17 protein-coding genes are annotated in these 18,412 nt (G+C 51.1%); 13 read left to right on the top strand and 4 right to left on the bottom strand.

The features are described from left to right. Positions 1 to 335 precede the first annotated feature (335 nt). The 10 genes from aroA (at position 336) to L2731_RS05410 (ending at position 10,315) form a co-directional block, all read left to right on the top strand. The gene (aroA, locus tag L2731_RS05455) at positions 336 to 1,616 is read left to right on the top strand and encodes a 3-phosphoshikimate 1-carboxyvinyltransferase (RefSeq protein WP_249252166.1); all 1,281 of its coding nucleotides are present in this window, start codon (positions 336 to 338) and stop codon (positions 1,614 to 1,616) included. Between the two features lie 188 nt (positions 1,617 to 1,804). Next, entirely contained in the window at positions 1,805 to 2,497 is a 693-nt protein-coding gene (gene cmk / locus L2731_RS05450) for a (d)CMP kinase (RefSeq protein ID WP_041511276.1), read from the top strand. Between the two features lie 99 nt (positions 2,498 to 2,596). Continuing rightward, the gene (gene rpsA, locus L2731_RS05445; protein ID WP_041511275.1) at positions 2,597 to 4,264 is read left to right on the top strand and encodes a 30S ribosomal protein S1; all 1,668 of its coding nucleotides are present in this window, start codon (positions 2,597 to 2,599) and stop codon (positions 4,262 to 4,264) included. Between the two features lie 72 nt (positions 4,265 to 4,336). Then, on the top strand, positions 4,337 to 4,624 hold the full coding sequence (gene ihfB / locus L2731_RS05440; protein WP_033540518.1) for an integration host factor subunit beta: 288 nt from the start codon (positions 4,337 to 4,339) through the stop codon (positions 4,622 to 4,624). A 122-nt stretch (positions 4,625 to 4,746) separates the two neighbouring features. Then, entirely contained in the window at positions 4,747 to 5,064 is a 318-nt protein-coding gene (locus L2731_RS05435) for a LapA family protein (protein ID WP_041511274.1), read from the top strand. A 1-nt stretch (position 5,065) separates the two neighbouring features. Next, a complete protein-coding gene (gene lapB / locus L2731_RS05430; RefSeq protein ID WP_249252165.1) occupies positions 5,066 to 6,226 on the top strand; it encodes a lipopolysaccharide assembly protein LapB in 1,161 nt (386 codons plus the stop codon). A 35-nt stretch (positions 6,227 to 6,261) separates the two neighbouring features. After that, complete coding sequence (gene pyrF, locus L2731_RS05425) at positions 6,262 to 6,957, top strand: orotidine-5'-phosphate decarboxylase (protein ID WP_144199282.1); 696 nt, start codon at positions 6,262 to 6,264, stop codon at positions 6,955 to 6,957. 63 nt (positions 6,958 to 7,020) lie between these two features. Next, positions 7,021 to 7,836 (top strand): SDR family oxidoreductase, encoded by an 816-nt coding sequence (locus L2731_RS05420; protein WP_249252163.1) that lies wholly within the window; start codon positions 7,021 to 7,023, stop codon positions 7,834 to 7,836. 38 nt (positions 7,837 to 7,874) lie between these two features. Further along, complete coding sequence (locus L2731_RS05415) at positions 7,875 to 8,417, top strand: DUF2058 domain-containing protein (protein ID WP_249252162.1); 543 nt, start codon at positions 7,875 to 7,877, stop codon at positions 8,415 to 8,417. Between the two features lie 146 nt (positions 8,418 to 8,563). Further along, positions 8,564 to 10,315, top strand: coding sequence for an acyl-CoA dehydrogenase family protein (locus tag L2731_RS05410; RefSeq protein WP_249252161.1), 1,752 nt, complete (start codon positions 8,564 to 8,566; stop codon positions 10,313 to 10,315). 54 nt (positions 10,316 to 10,369) lie between these two features. Here L2731_RS05410 and dacB read toward each other — a convergent pair whose 3' ends face one another. Beyond that, the gene (dacB, locus tag L2731_RS05405; protein ID WP_249252160.1) at positions 10,370 to 11,815 is read right to left on the bottom strand and encodes a D-alanyl-D-alanine carboxypeptidase/D-alanyl-D-alanine endopeptidase; all 1,446 of its coding nucleotides are present in this window, start codon (positions 11,813 to 11,815) and stop codon (positions 10,370 to 10,372) included. A gap of 141 nt (positions 11,816 to 11,956) precedes the next feature. Continuing rightward, complete coding sequence (locus L2731_RS05400; protein WP_239850524.1) at positions 11,957 to 12,133, bottom strand: hypothetical protein; 177 nt, start codon at positions 12,131 to 12,133, stop codon at positions 11,957 to 11,959. Positions 12,134 to 12,363: 230 nt separating this feature from the next. Between L2731_RS05400 and L2731_RS05395 the strand changes: the two genes are divergently transcribed. The 3 genes from L2731_RS05395 (at position 12,364) to L2731_RS05385 (ending at position 14,956) form a co-directional block, all read left to right on the top strand. Further along, complete coding sequence (locus tag L2731_RS05395) at positions 12,364 to 12,696, top strand: DUF1904 domain-containing protein (RefSeq protein ID WP_249252159.1); 333 nt, start codon at positions 12,364 to 12,366, stop codon at positions 12,694 to 12,696. Between the two features lie 11 nt (positions 12,697 to 12,707). After that, positions 12,708 to 14,021 (top strand): CDP-diacylglycerol--serine O-phosphatidyltransferase, encoded by a 1,314-nt coding sequence (pssA, locus tag L2731_RS05390; RefSeq protein WP_249252158.1) that lies wholly within the window; start codon positions 12,708 to 12,710, stop codon positions 14,019 to 14,021. Positions 14,022 to 14,206: 185 nt separating this feature from the next. After that, positions 14,207 to 14,956 (top strand): tRNA-uridine aminocarboxypropyltransferase, encoded by a 750-nt coding sequence (locus tag L2731_RS05385; protein WP_249252157.1) that lies wholly within the window; start codon positions 14,207 to 14,209, stop codon positions 14,954 to 14,956. A 709-nt stretch (positions 14,957 to 15,665) separates the two neighbouring features. Here the strand turns inward: L2731_RS05385 and L2731_RS05380 are convergent. Together L2731_RS05380 and L2731_RS05375 are read right to left on the bottom strand one after the other, a co-directional pair. Beyond that, positions 15,666 to 17,024 (bottom strand): Xaa-Pro dipeptidase, encoded by a 1,359-nt coding sequence (locus tag L2731_RS05380; protein ID WP_249252156.1) that lies wholly within the window; start codon positions 17,022 to 17,024, stop codon positions 15,666 to 15,668. 193 nt (positions 17,025 to 17,217) lie between these two features. Then, entirely contained in the window at positions 17,218 to 18,360 is a 1,143-nt protein-coding gene (locus L2731_RS05375) for a serine hydrolase domain-containing protein (protein WP_249252154.1), read from the bottom strand. Positions 18,361 to 18,412 lie beyond the last annotated feature (52 nt).

The raw sequence follows: 18,412 nt of genomic DNA, 5'->3' as shown, positions 1-18,412 counted from the left end.
AGCCTTAGGATAAACTAATTTTGCGCGGGATTTACAGCACAAGACACGATTTTATCGAAACTTAAACTTGGCAAATTTTCATGCCAGTGGAGTATGGCTTGCCTGTTTTTACCGTTTATTAGTGGGCCGATAGCGTACTAAGAAAGAAAATTACTCATTAACGGCTAAAAATCGTAAAAAAGGGTTGAATACTGCGGCTCAATCAGTAATTTTATAACCACGAGGCTCAGGTCAATTGAGCAGATGGCCATTTTGTCGTGATGGCAAGTGTTAAGTATCTAACAGTATCAATAATCCGCGGCCAGCCTTGGCTGCATCCAATTAAGAAGTGATTAATGAAACAACTACGACTCGATCCCATATCTAAGGTTCATGGCACCGTCAATATTCCCGGTTCCAAGAGTATTTCTAATCGCGCCCTGTTGTTGGCGACCTTAGCTGAAGGGAAAACCCGGCTCACCAATCTGCTCGATTCCGACGACATTCGTCACATGCTAACAGCCTTGAAACAACTTGGGGTGAATTATCAGCTGTCAGACAACAACCAGGTTTGCGAACTCGAAGGCCTGGGCGGCGCCATTAATAGTGACTCGGCTCAGACACTGTTCCTCGGTAACGCTGGTACGGCGATGCGTCCCTTATGTGCGGCGCTTACACTTGGACGCGGTGAATTTACCCTAACCGGTGAGCCTCGTATGGAGGAGCGTCCCATAGGTGATCTGGTCGACGCCCTTAGCGCCCTCGGCGCTGATATTCGCTACCTGAAGCAGCCAGGCTTTCCGCCATTAACCATAAATGCCACCGGACTCAATGGTGGCGATGTAGAAATTGCCGGTGATCTGTCGAGTCAGTTTCTTACCGCACTGCTGATGGTCACGCCACTGGCTAAGGATCAGGTGAATATCAAGATCAAGGGAGAGCTGGTCTCTAAACCCTATATCGATATCACCATCGCCTTGATGGCACAGTTTGGCGTCACCGTCATTAATCATGACTATCAGCGCTTCGAAATTCCCGCGGGGCAAAAATATGTCTCGCCCGGTACAGTGCTGGTCGAGGGCGATGCCTCCTCGGCGTCTTACTTCCTGGCCGCGGGCGCCATTCAGGGCGGTGAGGTTAAGGTCACCGGCGTTGGACTAAAAAGCATTCAGGGCGATGTGAAGTTTGCCGACGTGCTCGAGGCCATGGGCGCCGAGATAGAGTGGGGAGATGACTTCATTATCGCCAGAAGCGCGCCGCTGCATGGGGTGGATCTCGATATGAACCATATCCCGGATGCCGCCATGACGATTGCCACGACGGCGCTGTTTGCAAGCGGCACCACCACCCTGACCAATATCTATAACTGGCGTATCAAGGAGACAGACCGTCTCGCTGCGATGGCGACCGAACTGCGTAAAGTGGGCGCCGAGGTCGAAGAGGGCCACGACTTTATTCGCGTCACGCCACCGGCTCAGCTAAACACTGCCGATATCGATACCTATAACGATCATCGTATGGCCATGTGTTTCTCGCTGATGGCCTTTGCCGATTGTGGCATTACCATCAACGACCCAGATTGTACCTCCAAGACCTTCCCTGACTATTTCGCCCAATTCGCGGCGCTGGCCCAGTAGGCTAAGTCTTTCACCTAAGTCCTCCAGCGCGGGGCAGCTCATATGACCCGCGCACTTAAATGATCCATTTGTGTTAATTCGTAACTTTTTGCCGCTTTATGCAAGCTTTTAGTTTATAATGCGCGCGCAGTTTTTCGAGGACGACATTCAGGATCTTTAGGGAAGATAGATTTAATTTGGAGAATCATATGTCACAACGGGCTCCCATCGTCACTATTGACGGCCCAAGCGGTGCAGGTAAAGGCACTATTAGTCAGATACTTGCTTCGCGTTTAGGATGGAAGCTGCTTGATAGCGGTGCCATATATCGTGTCTTGGCCCTCGCGGCTATTCACCACAACGTCGAGCTGGACAACGAAGCATCACTGGCTCTGTTAGCGGCGCACCTAGATGTGCAATTCATTTCGGCTAACGGCAACGGCATTAAAGTGGTGTTAGAAGGCGAAGATGTGTCCCACGCCATTCGTAGCCAGGAGTGTTCAAACGCCGCCTCTAAAGTGGCCGCTTTTCCCCGCGTTCGTGAGGCGCTTCTTCGTCGTCAGCGCGCCTTTGCCGAGGCACCGGGTCTTATCGCAGACGGTCGCGATATGGGGACGGTCGTTTTTCCCACAACTCCAGCTAAACTTTATTTAACCGCATCGGCTGAGGAAAGGGCCCAAAGGCGCTATAATCAGTTGCAGGACAAGGGCTTCGATGTTAATATCGACCGTCTTTTGGCCGAGGTCGTAGAACGCGATGAGCGTGATATGAATCGTCCGGTTGCGCCTCTGGTTCCTGCCGAGGATGCGCTGGTGATCGATACGACTGGCATAGGCATTGATGAAGTGGTTGAGCTTGCGCTCTCACACATCAAGGAAAAATTACCTGATCTTGTCCTCTAGGGGGCAGGGTCTTTACGATTTGTCACACGGATGCGACAAATGATTAATCTGACTCCACGTCTAGGATGGGCCGTGGTTTATTACTTAAAGTAAATTAACATGACTGAATCTTTTGCTGATCTATTTGAACAATCCCTTCAACAACTTGAGTTCCGTCCAGGTTCTATCGTTCGTGGTACTGTAGTATCAATCCAGAACGGTATGGTACTGGTTGACGCTGGCCTTAAGTCTGAAAGCCCAATCCCAGCTGACCAATTCAAAAACGCTCAAGGCGTTCTAGAAATCGCAGTTGGCGACGAAGTTGACGTAGCCCTTGACTCTGTTGAAGACGGTTTCGGTGAAACTCAACTTTCTCGTGAGAAAGCTAAGCGTCACGAAGCTTGGATCGTTCTAGAAAAAGCTTACGAAGATGCTGAAACTGTAATCGGTGTCATCAATGGTAAGGTTAAAGGCGGTTTCACCGTTGAACTAAACGGTATCCGTGCATTCCTACCAGGTTCTCTAGTTGACGTTCGCCCAGTTCGCGACACTGCTCACCTAGAAAACAAAGAACTAGAATTCAAGGTTATCAAGCTAGACCAGAAGCGTAACAACGTTGTTGTTTCTCGTCGTGCAGTTATCGAGTCTGAAAGCAGCGCTGAGCGTGATGCATTACTTGAGAACCTACAAGAAGGTCAAGCCGTTAAGGGTATCGTTAAGAACCTGACTGACTACGGTGCATTCGTTGACCTAGGTGGCGTTGACGGTCTTCTACATATCACAGATATGGCTTGGAAGCGCGTTAAGCACCCATCTGAAATCGTAAACGTTGGTGACGAAATCAACGTTAAAGTACTTAAGTACGATCGTGAGCGCACTCGTGTTTCACTAGGTCTTAAGCAACTTGGCGAAGATCCATGGTTAGAAATCAGCAAGCGCTACCCAGAAAACACTAAGTTGACTGGTCGCGTAACTAACCTAACTGACTACGGCTGCTTCGTTGAAATCGAAGAAGGTGTTGAAGGTCTGGTACACGTTTCTGAAATGGATTGGACTAACAAGAACATCCACCCATCTAAGGTTGTTAACCTAGGTGATGAAGTTGAAGTTCTAGTGTTAGACATCGACGAAGAGCGTCGTCGTATTTCTCTAGGTCTGAAGCAATGTAAGACCAACCCATGGGATGATTTCGCAGAGCGTTATGCGAAAGGTGACAAGGTTACTGGTAAGATCAAGTCTATCACTGACTTCGGTATCTTCATCGGTCTAGACGGCGGTATCGACGGTCTGGTTCACCTGTCTGACATCTCTTGGAACGGTACTGGCGAAGAAGCCGTATCTGATTACAAGAAAGGCGACGAAATCAGCGCAGTTGTACTGTCAGTTGACCCAGAGCGTGAGCGTATCAGCCTAGGCGTTAAGCAGACTGAAGACGATCCTTTCAATGCATACCTTGCAGATAAGAAGAAAGGTGCTATCGTAACTGGTACTGTTACTGCAGTAGACGCGAAAGGCGTAACTATCGAGTTGGCTGAAACTGTAGAAGGTTACCTACGTGTTTCTGACATCTCTCGTGAGCGCATCGAAGATGCATCTACTGTATACTCAGTAGGTGACACTGTTGAATCTAAGTTCATGGGTGTTGATCGCAAGAACCGTACTATCAGCCTGTCTATCCGTGCGAAAGACGAAGCTGATGAGAAGGAAGCGATGGCTAACTTGAACAAGCAAGATGACGTTGCTATGAGCAATGCCATGGCTGAAGCGTTCAAAGCGGCTCGCAAATAATTCGCCTGAAGTTCGGGGATGGCAACATCCCCGCTAGGTGACTGTGTTTGGCTTGATTATAGAGGGTACAGGATGACTAAATCCGAACTGATCGAAAAACTTGCCAGTAGGCAGTCGCAGCTGTCGGCAAAAGAAGTAGAAAGCGCTATTAAAGAGATGTTGGAGCAGATGGCAACAACATTGGAAGGCGGTGACCGTATCGAGATCCGTGGCTTTGGTAGTTTTTCCCTTCATTATCGTGCACCACGTACAGGCCGCAATCCTAAGACTGGTACTTCAGTTGAGCTGGAAGGCAAGTATGTACCGCACTTTAAGCCTGGCAAAGAACTGCGTGAGCGCGTTGATGCTATCAACTCGTAAATGACATTGTTTTAAAAGCCTCCGAAAGGAGGTTTTTTTATGCCTAAATTCTAGGTATGGCTAGCTAGTTCGCTAAATTTCTTGGATAATCAACCCATCACCACGGGTTTATGGAGAGTAACGTGAAGTCATTTATCGCGACCGTGCTTGTCGCCCTGTTTTTTGTCTTGGCTTTATTGTTTGGTGCGCGTAACGAACAGCTGGTGACCATCAGTTATTTCGTCGCTCAGGGTGAATATCGACTACCTGTCGTGCTCGGCGTGGTGTTTTTGGCGGGTTTCCTGGTCAGCTGGCTGTTTGCCATCTATCACATTACCAAGGTGAGACTGCAACTGCGTAAGGCCAATAAGAAAATCGAGCAGCTAGAGGCCAAGTTACCGGTTGAGGCGCTCACGCCATCTTCTCAAATCGAACATCAAGCGAAGGAAGTAAACGCTTAATATGTTAGAAATTCTGTTTCTGTTGTTGCCCATCGCCGCCGGTTACGGCTGGTACATGGGGCGCCGTAGTATCAGGCATAAGCAGAATAGTAAGCGAAAGCAGTTAAGCCGCGATTACTTTACCGGCCTTAATTTCCTTCTGTCTAACGAATCGGACAAGGCTGTCGATCTCTTCATCTCCTTGCTCGACGTGGATGATGACACCATAGATACCCATCTCTCGCTAGGCTCGTTATTTCGTAAGCGAGGCGAGGTGGACAGGTCTATCCGCATTCACCAAAATCTTATCGCCCGCCCAACCCTGACCACTGAGCAGCGCGACATCGCCATGATGGAGCTCGGCAAAGACTATCTGGCCGCCGGCTTCTACGACAGGGCAGAGGAGATCTTCCTCAATCTGGTACGACAGGAAGATCACAGCGAAGAGGCCGAAGATCAGCTTATCGCCATCTATCAGGTGACCAAGGATTGGCAGAAGGCGATCGATATTATCAAGAGCCTTAAACGTAAGCGTCAGCAATCTCTCAAGCACCTGCTGGCCCATCTCTATTGTGAGCTCGCCGATGAGGCAAGCGATAACGAGCTAAAGCTCAAGCACCTGGCTCAGGCAATCAAGCAGGACGGGCAATGTGGCCGTGCCATGTTAACCAGCGCCAAGTTGTTTCTTGCGCAACAAGAATTTGGCCGAGCCAAAGAGATGTTGTGCCGGTTGAAAGATGCCGATATCGAGCTCTTTCCCGAGGCGCTCGCCATAGCAAAGGAAGTTTACCAATCGACTAAGGATCTTGGTGCCTATCGCGAGCTGCTTCGCGAGGCGTTAGAGCTGGGGGCCGGTGCCAGCGTCGCCATCACGCTTGCCCAGCAGATGATTGCTCAGGGGGAAACCCAAGATGCCGAGAAGTTGATCCTCGATGGCCTCTATCGTCATCCCACCATGAAGAGCTTTCAGCATCTGATGAAGATGCAGATCCAACATGCCGAAGATGGCCAGGCCAAACAAAGTTTGAATATGCTCGCCGAACTGGTCGAGCAACAGATAAAATTCCGTCCCAGTTACCGCTGCACCGAGTGTGGTTTCCCGTCACACACTCTCTACTGGCATTGTCCCTCTTGTAAGAGCTGGGGCACCATCAAGCGGATCCGCGGACTCGACGGGGAGTAAATAGCTAATAAAATGCAAAGCAACAGGAGAACAGCATGAGCAACAAACCTATTATAGTGGCGTTAGATTACGATAATAAATCCGAAGCTTTGCAGCTCATCGATCAGTTAGACCCCAACATGTGTCGCCTTAAGATAGGCAAAGAGATGTTCACACTCTTCGGCCCTGAGTTGGTTAAAGAGATTCATAGCCGTGATTTCGACCTCTTCCTGGATCTCAAATTCCATGACATTCCCAATACGGTTGCCAAGGCAGTCACCGCAGCCGCCGAGCTCGGAGTATGGATGACCAATGTGCATGCCAGCGGTGGTCTTGCCATGATGCAGGCCGCACGCGAGGCACTGCTTCCCTATGGTGATAAGGCGCCGCTATTGATCGCCGTGACGGTACTGACCTCAATGAGTGATGAAGAGCTGGCGCTGCTTGGCATCAATGTACCTGCTGCAGAGCATGTTAAGCGTCTGGCGAGCCTCACAAAACAGGCTGGACTGAACGGTATCGTCTGTTCGGCCCAGGAGGCCAGCATGTTAAAAGCCGAATTTGGCGCCGACTTTAAGCTGGTCACGCCGGGCATTCGTCCGGCGGGCAGCGACAAAGGCGATCAGCACCGCGTGATGACGCCGACCCAGGCACTGGCTGCAGGGTCAGACTACCTGGTCATAGGTCGTCCTATCACCAAGGCGGCTAATCCACTGGCTGCGCTAACCGAGATCCACGCGTCGCTTAAATAGCTTGACCTGATCCCCTGAGCCTCCTAATTTAATCGTTAAGGTTTTATCAGACAGGGAAAGAAGATGTTCGATTATCAAGGGAAAAACGTTTTTGTGGTGGGCGGTACCAGCGGCATTAATCTCGGTATCGCCAAAGCCTTTGCCAAGGCGGGTGCAAACGTATCGGTAGCCAGCCGTCGTCAGGAGAAGGTCGATGCCGCCGTTGAGGCGCTGCGCGCGCTTAACGCGAAAGGTAATATGCTTGGTGTCGCCTTCGATGTACGAGATCTCGACGCCCTAAAGGCTGGGTTCAAGCAGGTAGCGGATGCCTATGGCCAACTGGACGTGCTGGTCAGTGGCGCGGCAGGAAACTTCCCAGCGACGGCGGCGGAACTTTCCGAAAACGGCTTTAAGTCAGTGATGGATATCGATTTGTTAGGCAGTTTTCAGGTGCTTAAGCAGGCCTATCCCTTGATGCGTCGCCCAGGCGGTGCCATAGTGCAGATCTCGGCGCCACAGGCCTATATCGCCATGCCGATGCAGTCCCATGTGAGCGCCGCTAAGGCCGGGGTCGACATGTTGACGAAGAGCCTGGCGCTGGAATGGGGAGCTGAGGGAATAAGGGTAAACTCTATCGTGCCCGGCCCGATAAGTGGCACAGAAGGATTTAATCGCCTAGCACCGAGTGAAGCGCTACAAGCGGCCGTAGCCCAAAGCGTGCCTCTTAAGCGAAACGGCAGCACTGATGATATAGCCAACGCGGTTATGTTTATCGCATCAGAAATGGCAAGCTATATTACTGGTACAGTGTTGCCGGTAGACGGTGGCTGGTCGCTTGGTGGTGCAAGTATGGCTATGAACGAATTGGGCAAGTTGGCCCGACAACCAAAAGATAAGTAGGTAGCGCCAGGCGCGCAACCCAGTAAGTGAGAAGATAGATGGCAAACCCATTTCAAGAGCAGTTGCTCAAGGCTGGCCTAGTCAGCAAACAGAAGGTTCGAGATGCCAAAACCCAGAAGCGTCGCGATCGTAAAGCCAAGGTCGATGATGGTTCGGCGGCGTTGAAACAGGAGATCGCGGCAAAGAAACAGGCGCAGATCGATAAAGACAAGGCGCTTAATGAACAACGCTTTGCCGAGGCGATGGAGAAGGGCCAGGTACGCGGGCTAATCACCGAATTTAAGCGCAGCGCCATCGAGCCGCCAAAGGACGCCGAAGTTAAGTTTAACTATACCTTAGGCACTAAGATTTTTAGCGTGTATGTGACTGAAAAACTCCAGAGTCAGCTGCTCAACGGCCAACTCGGTATCGTTCGTCACGAAGAGGTGAGTTACCTGGTGCCTCATAAGTTGGCCGAACGGGTTAACCTCTTGGTGCCAGACTGGTGTGGTTACCTATGGCAGGCCGAAGACGCCACCCAAGTGGTCGAAGAAGACGATCCCTACGCCGATTATGTTATCCCTGATGACCTCATGTGGTAACTCACAAAAATTCAGTAAGCCTCGCACTCTAAGCGGGGCTTTTTTATTTGAGCGATCGGACAATATTTGACTAAAGGGCTTTATTCTCAGTGGCAACTAAGATAGATTAAAACAACTGTTTTAATCTTACGTTTGAGAGAGACGAGATGAATCCATACCAGGCGCCATTAGCCGACATGAAATTTCTGTTGGAGCGCGTGTTCGATGCTCCGCAAACTTGGGGTGAACTAGCGGCCTTGGCTGAGACCATCGATATGGACACGGCCGTGGCTATCCTCGATGAGGCCGATAAGATCTCGCGGGACCTTATCCATCCTATTAATCGCCCTGGCGACGAGCAAGGCGTAAGCTTTGAAGATGCTAAGGTGATCACACCCGACGGTTATCGTGAGGTCTACGACCAATATGCCGAAGGCGGTTGGGTCGGTCTGTGCGGCGATCCTGAGTTTGGCGGTATGGGGATGCCCAAGATGCTGGGCGTCCTGGTGGATGAGATGGCTTACAGCGCCTGTAACGCCTTTACCCTCTACGGCTCGCTCACCGCAGGTGCCGCGCTCTGTATCAATGCCCACGGCAGCGATGCGCTTAAGGAGAAGTACCTGCCAAATCTGTACTCGGGGCAGTGGGCCGGCGCCATGGATATGACAGAGCCACAGGCAGGCTCGGATCTTCGTAATATTCGCACCAAGGCCATGCCTCAAGAAGATGGCAGCTATCTGATCTCCGGCAGTAAGATTTTTATCACAGGTGGCGATCATGATCTCACCGAGAACGTGATTCACCTAGTACTGGCAAAACTGCCTGACACTAACGGTATCTCGCTCTTCCTGGTGCCTAAGATAAAAGTCGACGACAACGGCGAGCTAGGCGACAGCAATGGTGTCACCGTAGGTTCAATCGAGCACAAGATGGGGCTTAAGGGCTCGGCTACCTGTGTGATGAATTTCGATGACGCCGAGGGCTACCTTATCGGAAAGGCCAACCGCGGCCTGGTGTGTATGTTCACCATGATGAACTATGAGCGCCTGGCGATAGGCATCCAAGGCCTGGGCACCTCGCAGGCGGCTTATCAAATGGCTAGCGATTATGCCAAGGAGCGTCTGCAGGGCCAGGCGGCAGGTGGTAGCGCCAACGCTAGCGATCCTATCCTGGTTCACGGCGATGTGCGCCGTATGCTGATGACGATACGCTGTTACACAGAGGCGGGCCGCGCACTCTCTGTGTTTACCGGCCAGCAACTGGATCTGGCCAAACATGCCGAGGGTGAAGTACAACAGAAGGCCGCGCGTTATGTTGGCCTGCTTACGCCGGTCGCTAAGGCGTTCTTGAGCGACCGAGGCCTGGACGCGGCCGTCATGGCGCAGCAGGTGTTTGGTGGTCATGGCTATATTCGTGAGACGGGTATCGAGCAGTTGGTTCGTGATACGCGTATCGCGCAGATCTATGAGGGAACAAACGGTATTCAAGCCATCGATTTCCTGGGCAGAAAGACCACGGGAGACGACCTGCGAACCCTGGCCGAGTTTGTTGCCGAGTGTCAAAGTCAGTTGGCGGACATGGCTAATGTGAGTGATGAACACAAGGCGCTTATTACGCAGCGCTTCGAGGCCTTACTGGCGAGCGGCGAATATATCAACGCCAACAAGTTAAACCAACCAGCCTTGATTAACGCTTGTGCCGTCGACTTCCTCGACGCCTTCGGTCACCTGGTTTACGGTTACTTCTGGCTACTGATGGCCGATAAGGCGAGTGATCACGAAGACGCCGGCTTTAGTAAGGCTAAAAGGCAGTTGGCCGATTTCTATCTGGCCAAACTGCTGCCTAAGGTGGACTATCACCTGGCTCAGGTTAACGCCGGGGATGCCAGCGTAATGGCCATGGCCGATGAGCTATTTTAATATTTGCCTAAACAGCTGATGAAAACGCCCGGATTGTTTAACCCGGGCGTTTTTTTATTGGGCGGTTTCGCGTTTCGCGTCGCTACTTGAATCGCTATGACTAATGGCCGTCTGCTCGGGTTTATCGAGCAGGCTCTGCAGGAAGAGTGCACTAAATGGCACCAGACTTTGCTTTTTACTCTTCTGACTCTGGCCATTTTCCATCACCACAAATAACAGCTGTTGGTCGCTACCTAGTGAAAGGTAACCCGCTAAGTTATCGACGCCTTGCATTGAGCCCGTCTTGGCCGATACCTTGCTCATCAGCGGTGGCTGGTGAAAGCCTCTCTTATAGGTCAGAGTACCACTTATCCCCGCAACCGGAAGCAGTGCCATAAGAGGTTTTAATTTTTCATCTTTGGCGATAAGGCTTAACGTCTGCGCCAGTTGGCGCGCCGAGATAAGGTTATAGCGTGACAGGCCTGAGCCATCGATGATCTGGGAGTGGGTCAGGTCAATTCCATCTGCCGAGAGTATCTCCTTAACGGCCTTTGCACCGGCATGAAAGCTCTCGGGCACCTTATAGTAGCGTGCACCAATGGCCTTAAACAGGCTGTCGGCAATCAAGTTGTCAGAATCGAGCAGCATGGTGCTGAGGAGCTCATTCAACGCGGCCGATTCATGGGTGACAATCGGCTTGAGTCCAACAGGCGCTCTGTGTGCGATGGCCACTTGGCCGCTTATTTTGATGTGGGCACTCTTTAACATGCGCCTCAGCATCTGTTTGGCATAAAGTGCAGGGTCGTCAACGGCAATAGCAAGACTAAGCGGCTTGTCGCCAGGATAGCATCCGCTGATGTGATAGTGATTATCGGGAAGCCTTGCCAGGTTTAGCTCACAGAATGCCTCTTGCTGCGACTTATCAAACACGGCGGTAGTCGACACCTTGATAGGCAGGTAACGCGGAAAGTTCAACTGGCTGGCATTGCTCGCCAGCTTAGGCTTTAGCTGTCCCTTGACGCAGTTTTGGTTGACGATAAAGCTTGAGACTGGCGCGGCGTAGCAGATCCCGAGATCGTCCCACACCCAACCTGGGGCTCGTGTCTGCTCCTTGGCTTGGCCAAGGAGCAATAGGTTGCCCTTAATGGTATGAATACCTGAGTCTTTCAGCTGCTTTAGCATAGCCCTCAGGTCGTCGGTATTTAACGTCGGATCGCCACTGAAGCTCAGGTAGAGATCGCCCGTTAACACACCGTGAGACAAGCGCCCCTTAGTCGAAAACTGGGTGGGAAAGGTAAATTCACTGCCGAGCACCCGCATCGCGGCTACGGCCGTCAATAGCTTCTGAGTACTGGCGGGCAATAACAAGGTGTCGGCATTGCGCTGATAGAGTATCTCTTTGCTGGTGAGATCTTGCGCAAACACTGCCAGTTGCGAGTGGGGGGGCGCAATCACCGACAAGAGGTTGTCATAATAACCCTGGCTATCAAGATCGCTGACCTCGGCCCTCGCACTGCCCATTAGCGGGAGAGTGAAGGCCGCGAGGATTAAAGGAAACGCTCTAGTCAGCGACCTTGGGAGAAGATGGGGAAGGGCGGTAAGCCTTCGAGTCAATCTGGTATACATAAGCGTCGAAACATGTCCTTGTTTACTGGGTTTAGGCTAATCGTCCTGGGAAGGCTCATCTTTTTCCATCAAGCGGTATAAACGTAGCGTGACAAATAGCACCAAGACAATGAAAAGCGGCAGCACCATAAAGCCTAGTTGCGCCTTAAAGTGAAAGATACCCCAAGCGGCTAACAGGGTTAATGCCAGGGTGAGAAGTATGGTTTTATTCATGCTGGAACCTAAAAGCAGACAGATGTGCCTATTGTAAGGTGTTTTACGCCCAATGTTGGAGGGTTAAACAATAATTAAGACAAAGGAGGCCAAAGTCACCCCTTTAGCCGCTGATTCTGCTTAATTTTAACCCGGTTTACCCCAAGTGCGACGCACAACAACAGAAAACCCTTGCCCCAAACCCGGTAAATGGGTAATTTCTACCCCTTAAGATTTGGGATGGAACCAGTATGCCACACATTCGTATGCGCGGTTTACCGCAAGAGGCGGTATGTCGAATCAGTGAAACCTTGCTCGATGAGTTAGCGAACCAGTGTCAGGTTAAGACCGATAGTTTCACCTTAGACTGGGAGCCGAGCGTTGCTTTTCGTCATGGTAAGGTCGATAAGGCATTCGTGCAAGTCGAGGTACTCTGGTTTGCCAAAGATCCCGAAATTCGTCACGCAGTAGAGCAGATCATTCGTCAGGCCGTATTAGCTGTATATTCGCCTGCAAAACATATCTCAGTCATGTTTATGGCGCTCACGCCACAATGCTACTACCGTGATGGGCAGCATTTTTAAAGGAGGATACCTTGCTGGATAAGCTAGGTGGAATTGCGTTACCCGCCGACGCCATACGTTGGTTGCTGACGCCTGCGGCGCTAAAAGCCGAACTACTCAAACAGATTGCAAACGCCAAACGGGCGATCACCCTAGCCGCACTCTATCTCGAAGATGATGAAGCGGGTAGGGAAGTATTGGCTGCCTTGATGGCGGCTAAGGCGGCAAGACCCGAGCTGGACGTCACCATTTTGGTGGACTTCCACCGCGCCAGACGTGGCCTTATCGGTCATAAGGGTGACAGTGGCAACTACCTCATGTATCAAAAGGTGGTTAACGCCGCCGAGCATCCGATCAATATCCTTGGTGTGCCGGTAAAGTCCCGTGAATTTATGGGCGTGCTTCACCTGAAAGGCTTCATCATAGATGATACGGTGATCTACAGCGGTGCCAGCCTGAACAACATCTATCTGCACCAGGGCGAGAAGTACCGCTTCGACCGTTACCATGTGATCGAATCTAAGCCGTTGGCAGAGTCTATGCGCAATATGGTGATGGAGTATATCGCCAGCGACAGAGCCGTGACCTCGTTAACCCAGGACAAGGCCATCGAGAAGCTGCCCGAGAAGAACGACGTGCGTAGCCTGAAGCAGCGTCTGGCAAAGGCAAAGTACCGTTTTTCAGGCACCAAGACGGGTAATCGCATCACGCCTGTGGTTGGTTTAGGCCGTAAGAAGAATAAATTAAACAAGCTAGTGATCGATCTGGTCTCTCAGTCGCAGCGCTCACTGTTTATCTGTACGCCCTATTTTAATCCGCCTTATATCCTCTCCAGAGCCTTGGCCAAGCACCTCAGAAAAGGTAAGCGCATCGATATCGTGGTGGGTGATAAGACGGCAAACGATTTCTACATTCCGCCGGAAGAGACCTTCTCGACCATAGGTGCCTTGCCTTATATGTATGAACAGTCGCTGCGTAAGTTTGCCAAGCGTCAGCAATGGGCTATCGATGCTGGGCTACTCAATATCCATCTTTGGAAGCATGATCGTAATAGCTATCACCTCAAGGGGATAAGCGCCGATGATCGTCTTCATCTGATCACAGGCTCAAACCTCAATCCTAGGGCGTGGGCCTTGGATCTCGAAAATGGCTTGTTGCTGCAAGATGAAACCCAAGCCTGGACCGAGCAGTTTAAGCAGGAACAGGCGCATATCCTCGAACATACCGAGCGACTCTATCATTACAGCCAGATAGATACCTTGAACAACTATCCTAAGCCGGTACGTAAGATCATGAACCGTATCAGACGGTTAAGAGCCGATTTTCTGCTGCGCCGCATCTTGTAACGCAAAAGATAGCAAGGCAAAGCTAATATGATGATACCTTTAGCTAGCCTGTTAGGATGATAACTGAAAAGGGCGAACATTATGGTTCGCCTTTTTCACGATTGCGATTTAATTGGCTTTGCGAGCGTTATACTTAACCAGGTAAACAATCACTCGTAAGGCTCAAGTTTTTAATAGGTTACTCAATGACACTTCCTCCCCATGCGGTGCATCAGCGCTATCAATATCGTAAGGCAATCTCTACCCGGCCCTACAACGCCCGCGGTAAGAACCTGGAGCGCTGTGATGCCTGTTTGCTGGCGACACGCTACTGCACCTGTGATACGCGTACACTGCTAAAATCTCAGGTAAGTTTTCTGCTGGTGATGTATGACGATGAGGTGTTAAAGCCGAGTAATTCCGGGCGCCTAATAGCCGATCTGATCCCCGATACCCATGCCTATATCTGGGATCGCACTCGAACCAATCGCCGGCTGTTGGGGTTACTTAACTCACCCGAATATCAGCCTTACTTGGTGTTCCCTAGCGAGTATGCCATGCCTTCTCAAGTCGTGGTGCCAGATAGTGCGCTGAAAGCGCGTTTAGACACAGATACCAAGCGCCCCCTGTTTGTGCTGCTCGACGGTAGCTGGCGCGAGGCGATCAAGATGTTTAACAAGAGTGACTATCTGCAAGATCTACCTATGCTCTCGTTTGCACCGGATGCCGCCGCCCGTTATGGCCTGCGTAAGGGGAGTCGTGACTTTCAGCTGGGTACCGCCGAGGTGGCCAGTCTTGTGCTCAGTGCGGCGGCAGAGCCTGACAATGCGGCTAGTCTTTCGGCCTGGTTTTCACTTTTTATCGAATCCTCACTCTATAGCCGTAGTCGCAAGAGTCCTAAGGATCTCGCGCCATTAGACAGTCTAAAGGCCGAATTTCTCGCAAGCTTAAAGTAAGGGGCTAATCTGCGGTGTTGTGCTTCTTGCAAAGGACTTGGGCCATTTGCCGCAAACCACGCCTTGCATCTAGGTCTGTAAGCCGACGCAGAGCATGTTCGCAACTTACCTATGTTTTGCGCCGCGGAGAATATTTTCTTATAGTGAAATAAGGGCCTTCACTTTAAATGCCTAGTATTTGTACCTGCTTTTCGTTAGGGGCCAGTTAGAAGAGCGTCGGGCATAGGACAAAATAAGGAGTGGCTATGTTAAATAGACGATTGCATAGATACTTGCGTAAACCTTTACCCATGAGTTTGCATGGCTTAGCGTTCGGCGGCTTCTTATTGTTACTCGGCAGCTTACCAGCATGCACACAGGTTAATGCATCGGCTACCGTATCTCGGGATGCTAGCGCATTTACTACAGTGAGCTACAACCGGTATCAAGCCATCTATTTTTGCAAACAAAATCGCTGGGCCTTCTGCCAGAGTTGGGGAGAGCTGGGTGTCACGCGTCTTGCCTAATACCTAGAAGGCACTTAGAGCAAACTCCTAGATAAAGCTCCTAGATAAGAGTAGCGGATAAGCGCCTTAGGCGATAGCCCAAGGCGAGTTTCAAACGTTGTTTTTCCACTGTAACAATCGCCAGTTCGCGCTCAGAGTCTTCCGTTCCCGAGCGCGACGGATAAGTTCAAATGATGGCCGTTAATTAGACCATTAACCGCTGGCTAGTCTTTGTAGATCACGCCATCCTTCATGACGAAACCCACCCGTTCCATCACCGAGATATCCGTCAATGGATCGCCATCGACGGCGATAATGTCGGCATAGAAGCCTGGTTTTAGCTGGCCGAGGCTATCTTGTTGCTGGACCAGCGCGGCGCTGTTGATGGTTGCCGCTTGCAACGCCTGGGCTGGCGTCATGCCAAAGGTCACCATGCGGGAGAACTGTTTACCGTTGTCTCCATGGGGATAGATGGCCGCATCTGAGCCAAACACCATCTTGGCACCGGCTAGGGTAGCGCGTCTAAAGCTGTCACGCTGCGCCTTAGAAACCTGCTTCTCTTTTTCGATATTTTCTTCTGGCACCCCATTTTCCTGGCCAAAGGCCAGCGTGTATTCGGTATTGTAGATATCACAGGAGAGGTAAGTGCCGGCCTTAACCGCCATCTTGATCGCTTCCTCATCCATGAAACTGCAATGCTCTATGCTATCGATACCGGCGCGGATAGCCGCCTTGATGCCGCTGGTGCCATGGGCATGGGCGGCGATGACTAAGCCACGTCGATGGGCCTCATCGGCCGCGGCGGCTAGTTCCTGTTCGCTATATTGCTGCACGCCGACTTTGGTACCCTTGGAAAATACACCACCGGTTGCGCAAACCTTAATGGCATTGGCGCCATATTTGATGTTTTCACGCACCTTCTGTCTGACGGCCCAGGGACCGTCGGCGACACCGCCGGCTACGCTGTGCATCTCGGGCGCGGCAAAGTTATCGTCACAGTGGCCCCCTGTGATACTCAGGGAATGGCCTACCGCCCAGATCCTGGGCCCCGGGATCTCGCCGGCATCGATGGCATCACGGGTCGCAATAACAGAGTAGCCTGACGCGCCGAGATCACGCACGGTGGTAAAGCCAGCCATAAGCGTATTACGGGCGTTTTTTACCGCTTTCACCGTCTGTCTTGGAATGGAGTAGTTCATCGATTCGAGAAAGTTATCTTCGGCATCACTGGAGAGATGAACATGCATATCCATAACCCCAGGTAGCAGGTATTTATCTTTAAGATTTATCACTCGATAACCATCTTGCTTTGGGACACTGGCTTGATGGCCGACTGAGATGATTTGATTGTCTCGCACCAGTATAGCCGCATCTTCAATGGTCTTTCCCTTGACGACATCCACATAACCCTTGGCCAGCAGCAGAGTATCTTGGGCCTGGGCGTAGCTTGGTGACAACACCGCAAAGGCCAGCGCGAGCTTGCTAAGTTGTTTAGCTAAAAACGGTAGCGGCTTAGTTAGTGGCAGGCCTAAGAGCAGAGACTCGCTCTGTCGATAAGCGTTATTGAGGCGTTGCGGCGTCATAGGGTTTCCTTATTGTTATCGATGTTCAACGGAATAATGTTTAACGCAATAATGTCTAACCCATTAATGGGTAATGCAAGCGCCATCTTAAGCCATAATTAGTCGCTTATTTAGCTGCTTATTTAATCGCTTATTTAATGGCTTAGACGAGCGCGCTTTTCGTTGCTAAACATTACCCCAAGCTATTTAAAAGTTAACCGTGATCCTTGGCAAATACCTGATGCCAGAACTCGGCGCCCAGCGAACTGATGACCCGGGATTCACCGTTGAGTAAGATGGCAATGCCAAGGTCCAGCTCGGGTGAGTAGGCCACCTCGGTGACATAACCCGCGACCCAACCGGCGTGATAGATGAGGCGATGGCCATTAAACTGGTAGATGCGCCAGCCCTTGCCATAATGGGCATCGTCAAGATAGGGCTTCCAATCGCGGCGGCGAAGCTCCTTAGTGGTGCGAACCCCTGGCGTGGTGATATCTTCGATTATTCTCGGTGATAGTACCTTAGGCTGGTGTCCCATGTTGGCCATCAACCATTTGGCCATATCCGTGATACTGGCATTGACCCCAGCGGCCGGTGCCAGCTGATAGTAATTAGGTTTTACCTTAACCTGTTTAAAGCCATGTTTGGTCTTGATGTGCGGCTCGGCGCGGTTGGTCGTGTGGGTAAAGGCTTCATAGCCAATTGAGGCCGTCTTCATCGAAAGCGGTGCAAAGATGCGCTTCTCGATTAATTGCTCATAGGACTGGCCGCTTTCCTGTTCTATCGCCTGGCCGATAAAGGAGAAGGCGACATTTTGATAGCTGTAGCAGACGCCAGGGGGACAGATGGGCGTGAGCTCGGCAAATTTAGGAATGATCTTGTTTAACTTAACGTTGGCATTGACCAGGTTATCGTAGCTGTTTGGCATTAGCCCAGTGCTTTGGCCTATCACATGGCCTAAGGTGATCGCCTCTGAGTCGGTTGGCACTGCCAGAGAAAATTCCGGAAGATAGTGGTTGATCGGTTGCTGCCAGCTGAGTTTATGTTCATGCACCAATTGACTGGCCAGCGCGCCGGCAAAGGTTTTAGAGACTGACGCCAGACGAAACACGGTATCGGCATTAACCTTCTTACCACTGCCCTGACGGCGTTTCCCGTAGGTGTCCAGGGTGATGATGTTTTCGCCCTGAACAATCACAAAAGCGCCGCCAGGTACCTTGTTTTGTTTGAGTTGTTTGTGAAAATTTTGCTGAAAACTTTTACCTAGGTTTTGGTAAGACTGCGCCCATGCCGGGGCATTGAGAAGGAGTGCGCAGGAACACACGGCGAGAGACGAAAGAGCCGTTTTTAAAGACATTAATGAGCTACCCGAATAAGCTAATTGTTTATAGTAGTTGTTATTGCGACGT

It is taken from the genome of Shewanella aquimarina (assembly GCF_023349185.1).
Taxonomy (GTDB): domain Bacteria; phylum Pseudomonadota; class Gammaproteobacteria; order Enterobacterales; family Shewanellaceae; genus Shewanella; species Shewanella aquimarina.
The sequence above is the reverse complement of the archived record's forward strand: the minus strand, read 5'-3'. Positions and strand labels throughout refer to the sequence as shown.

Coding starts and splice junctions, on each gene's coding strand:
- L2731_RS05395 (WP_249252159.1), top strand. CDS start 12,364: ATGCCACACATTCGTATGCGCGGTTTACCGCAAGAGGCGGTATGTCGA.
- L2731_RS05400 (WP_239850524.1), bottom strand. CDS start 12,133: ATGAATAAAACCATACTTCTCACCCTGGCATTAACCCTGTTAGCCGCT.
- dacB (WP_249252160.1), bottom strand. CDS start 11,815: ATGGGCAGTGCGAGGGCCGAGGTCAGCGATCTTGATAGCCAGGGTTAT.
- L2731_RS05380 (WP_249252156.1), bottom strand. CDS start 17,024: ATGACGCCGCAACGCCTCAATAACGCTTATCGACAGAGCGAGTCTCTG.
- aroA (WP_249252166.1), top strand. CDS start 336: ATGAAACAACTACGACTCGATCCCATATCTAAGGTTCATGGCACCGTC.
- L2731_RS05410 (WP_249252161.1), top strand. CDS start 8,564: ATGAATCCATACCAGGCGCCATTAGCCGACATGAAATTTCTGTTGGAG.
- L2731_RS05375 (WP_249252154.1), bottom strand. CDS start 18,360: ATGTCTTTAAAAACGGCTCTTTCGTCTCTCGCCGTGTGTTCCTGCGCA.
- ihfB (WP_033540518.1), top strand. CDS start 4,337: ATGACTAAATCCGAACTGATCGAAAAACTTGCCAGTAGGCAGTCGCAG.
- pyrF (WP_144199282.1), top strand. CDS start 6,262: ATGAGCAACAAACCTATTATAGTGGCGTTAGATTACGATAATAAATCC.
- cmk (WP_041511276.1), top strand. CDS start 1,805: ATGTCACAACGGGCTCCCATCGTCACTATTGACGGCCCAAGCGGTGCA.
- L2731_RS05385 (WP_249252157.1), top strand. CDS start 14,207: ATGACACTTCCTCCCCATGCGGTGCATCAGCGCTATCAATATCGTAAG.
- lapB (WP_249252165.1), top strand. CDS start 5,066: ATGTTAGAAATTCTGTTTCTGTTGTTGCCCATCGCCGCCGGTTACGGC.
- L2731_RS05420 (WP_249252163.1), top strand. CDS start 7,021: ATGTTCGATTATCAAGGGAAAAACGTTTTTGTGGTGGGCGGTACCAGC.
- L2731_RS05415 (WP_249252162.1), top strand. CDS start 7,875: ATGGCAAACCCATTTCAAGAGCAGTTGCTCAAGGCTGGCCTAGTCAGC.
- rpsA (WP_041511275.1), top strand. CDS start 2,597: ATGACTGAATCTTTTGCTGATCTATTTGAACAATCCCTTCAACAACTT.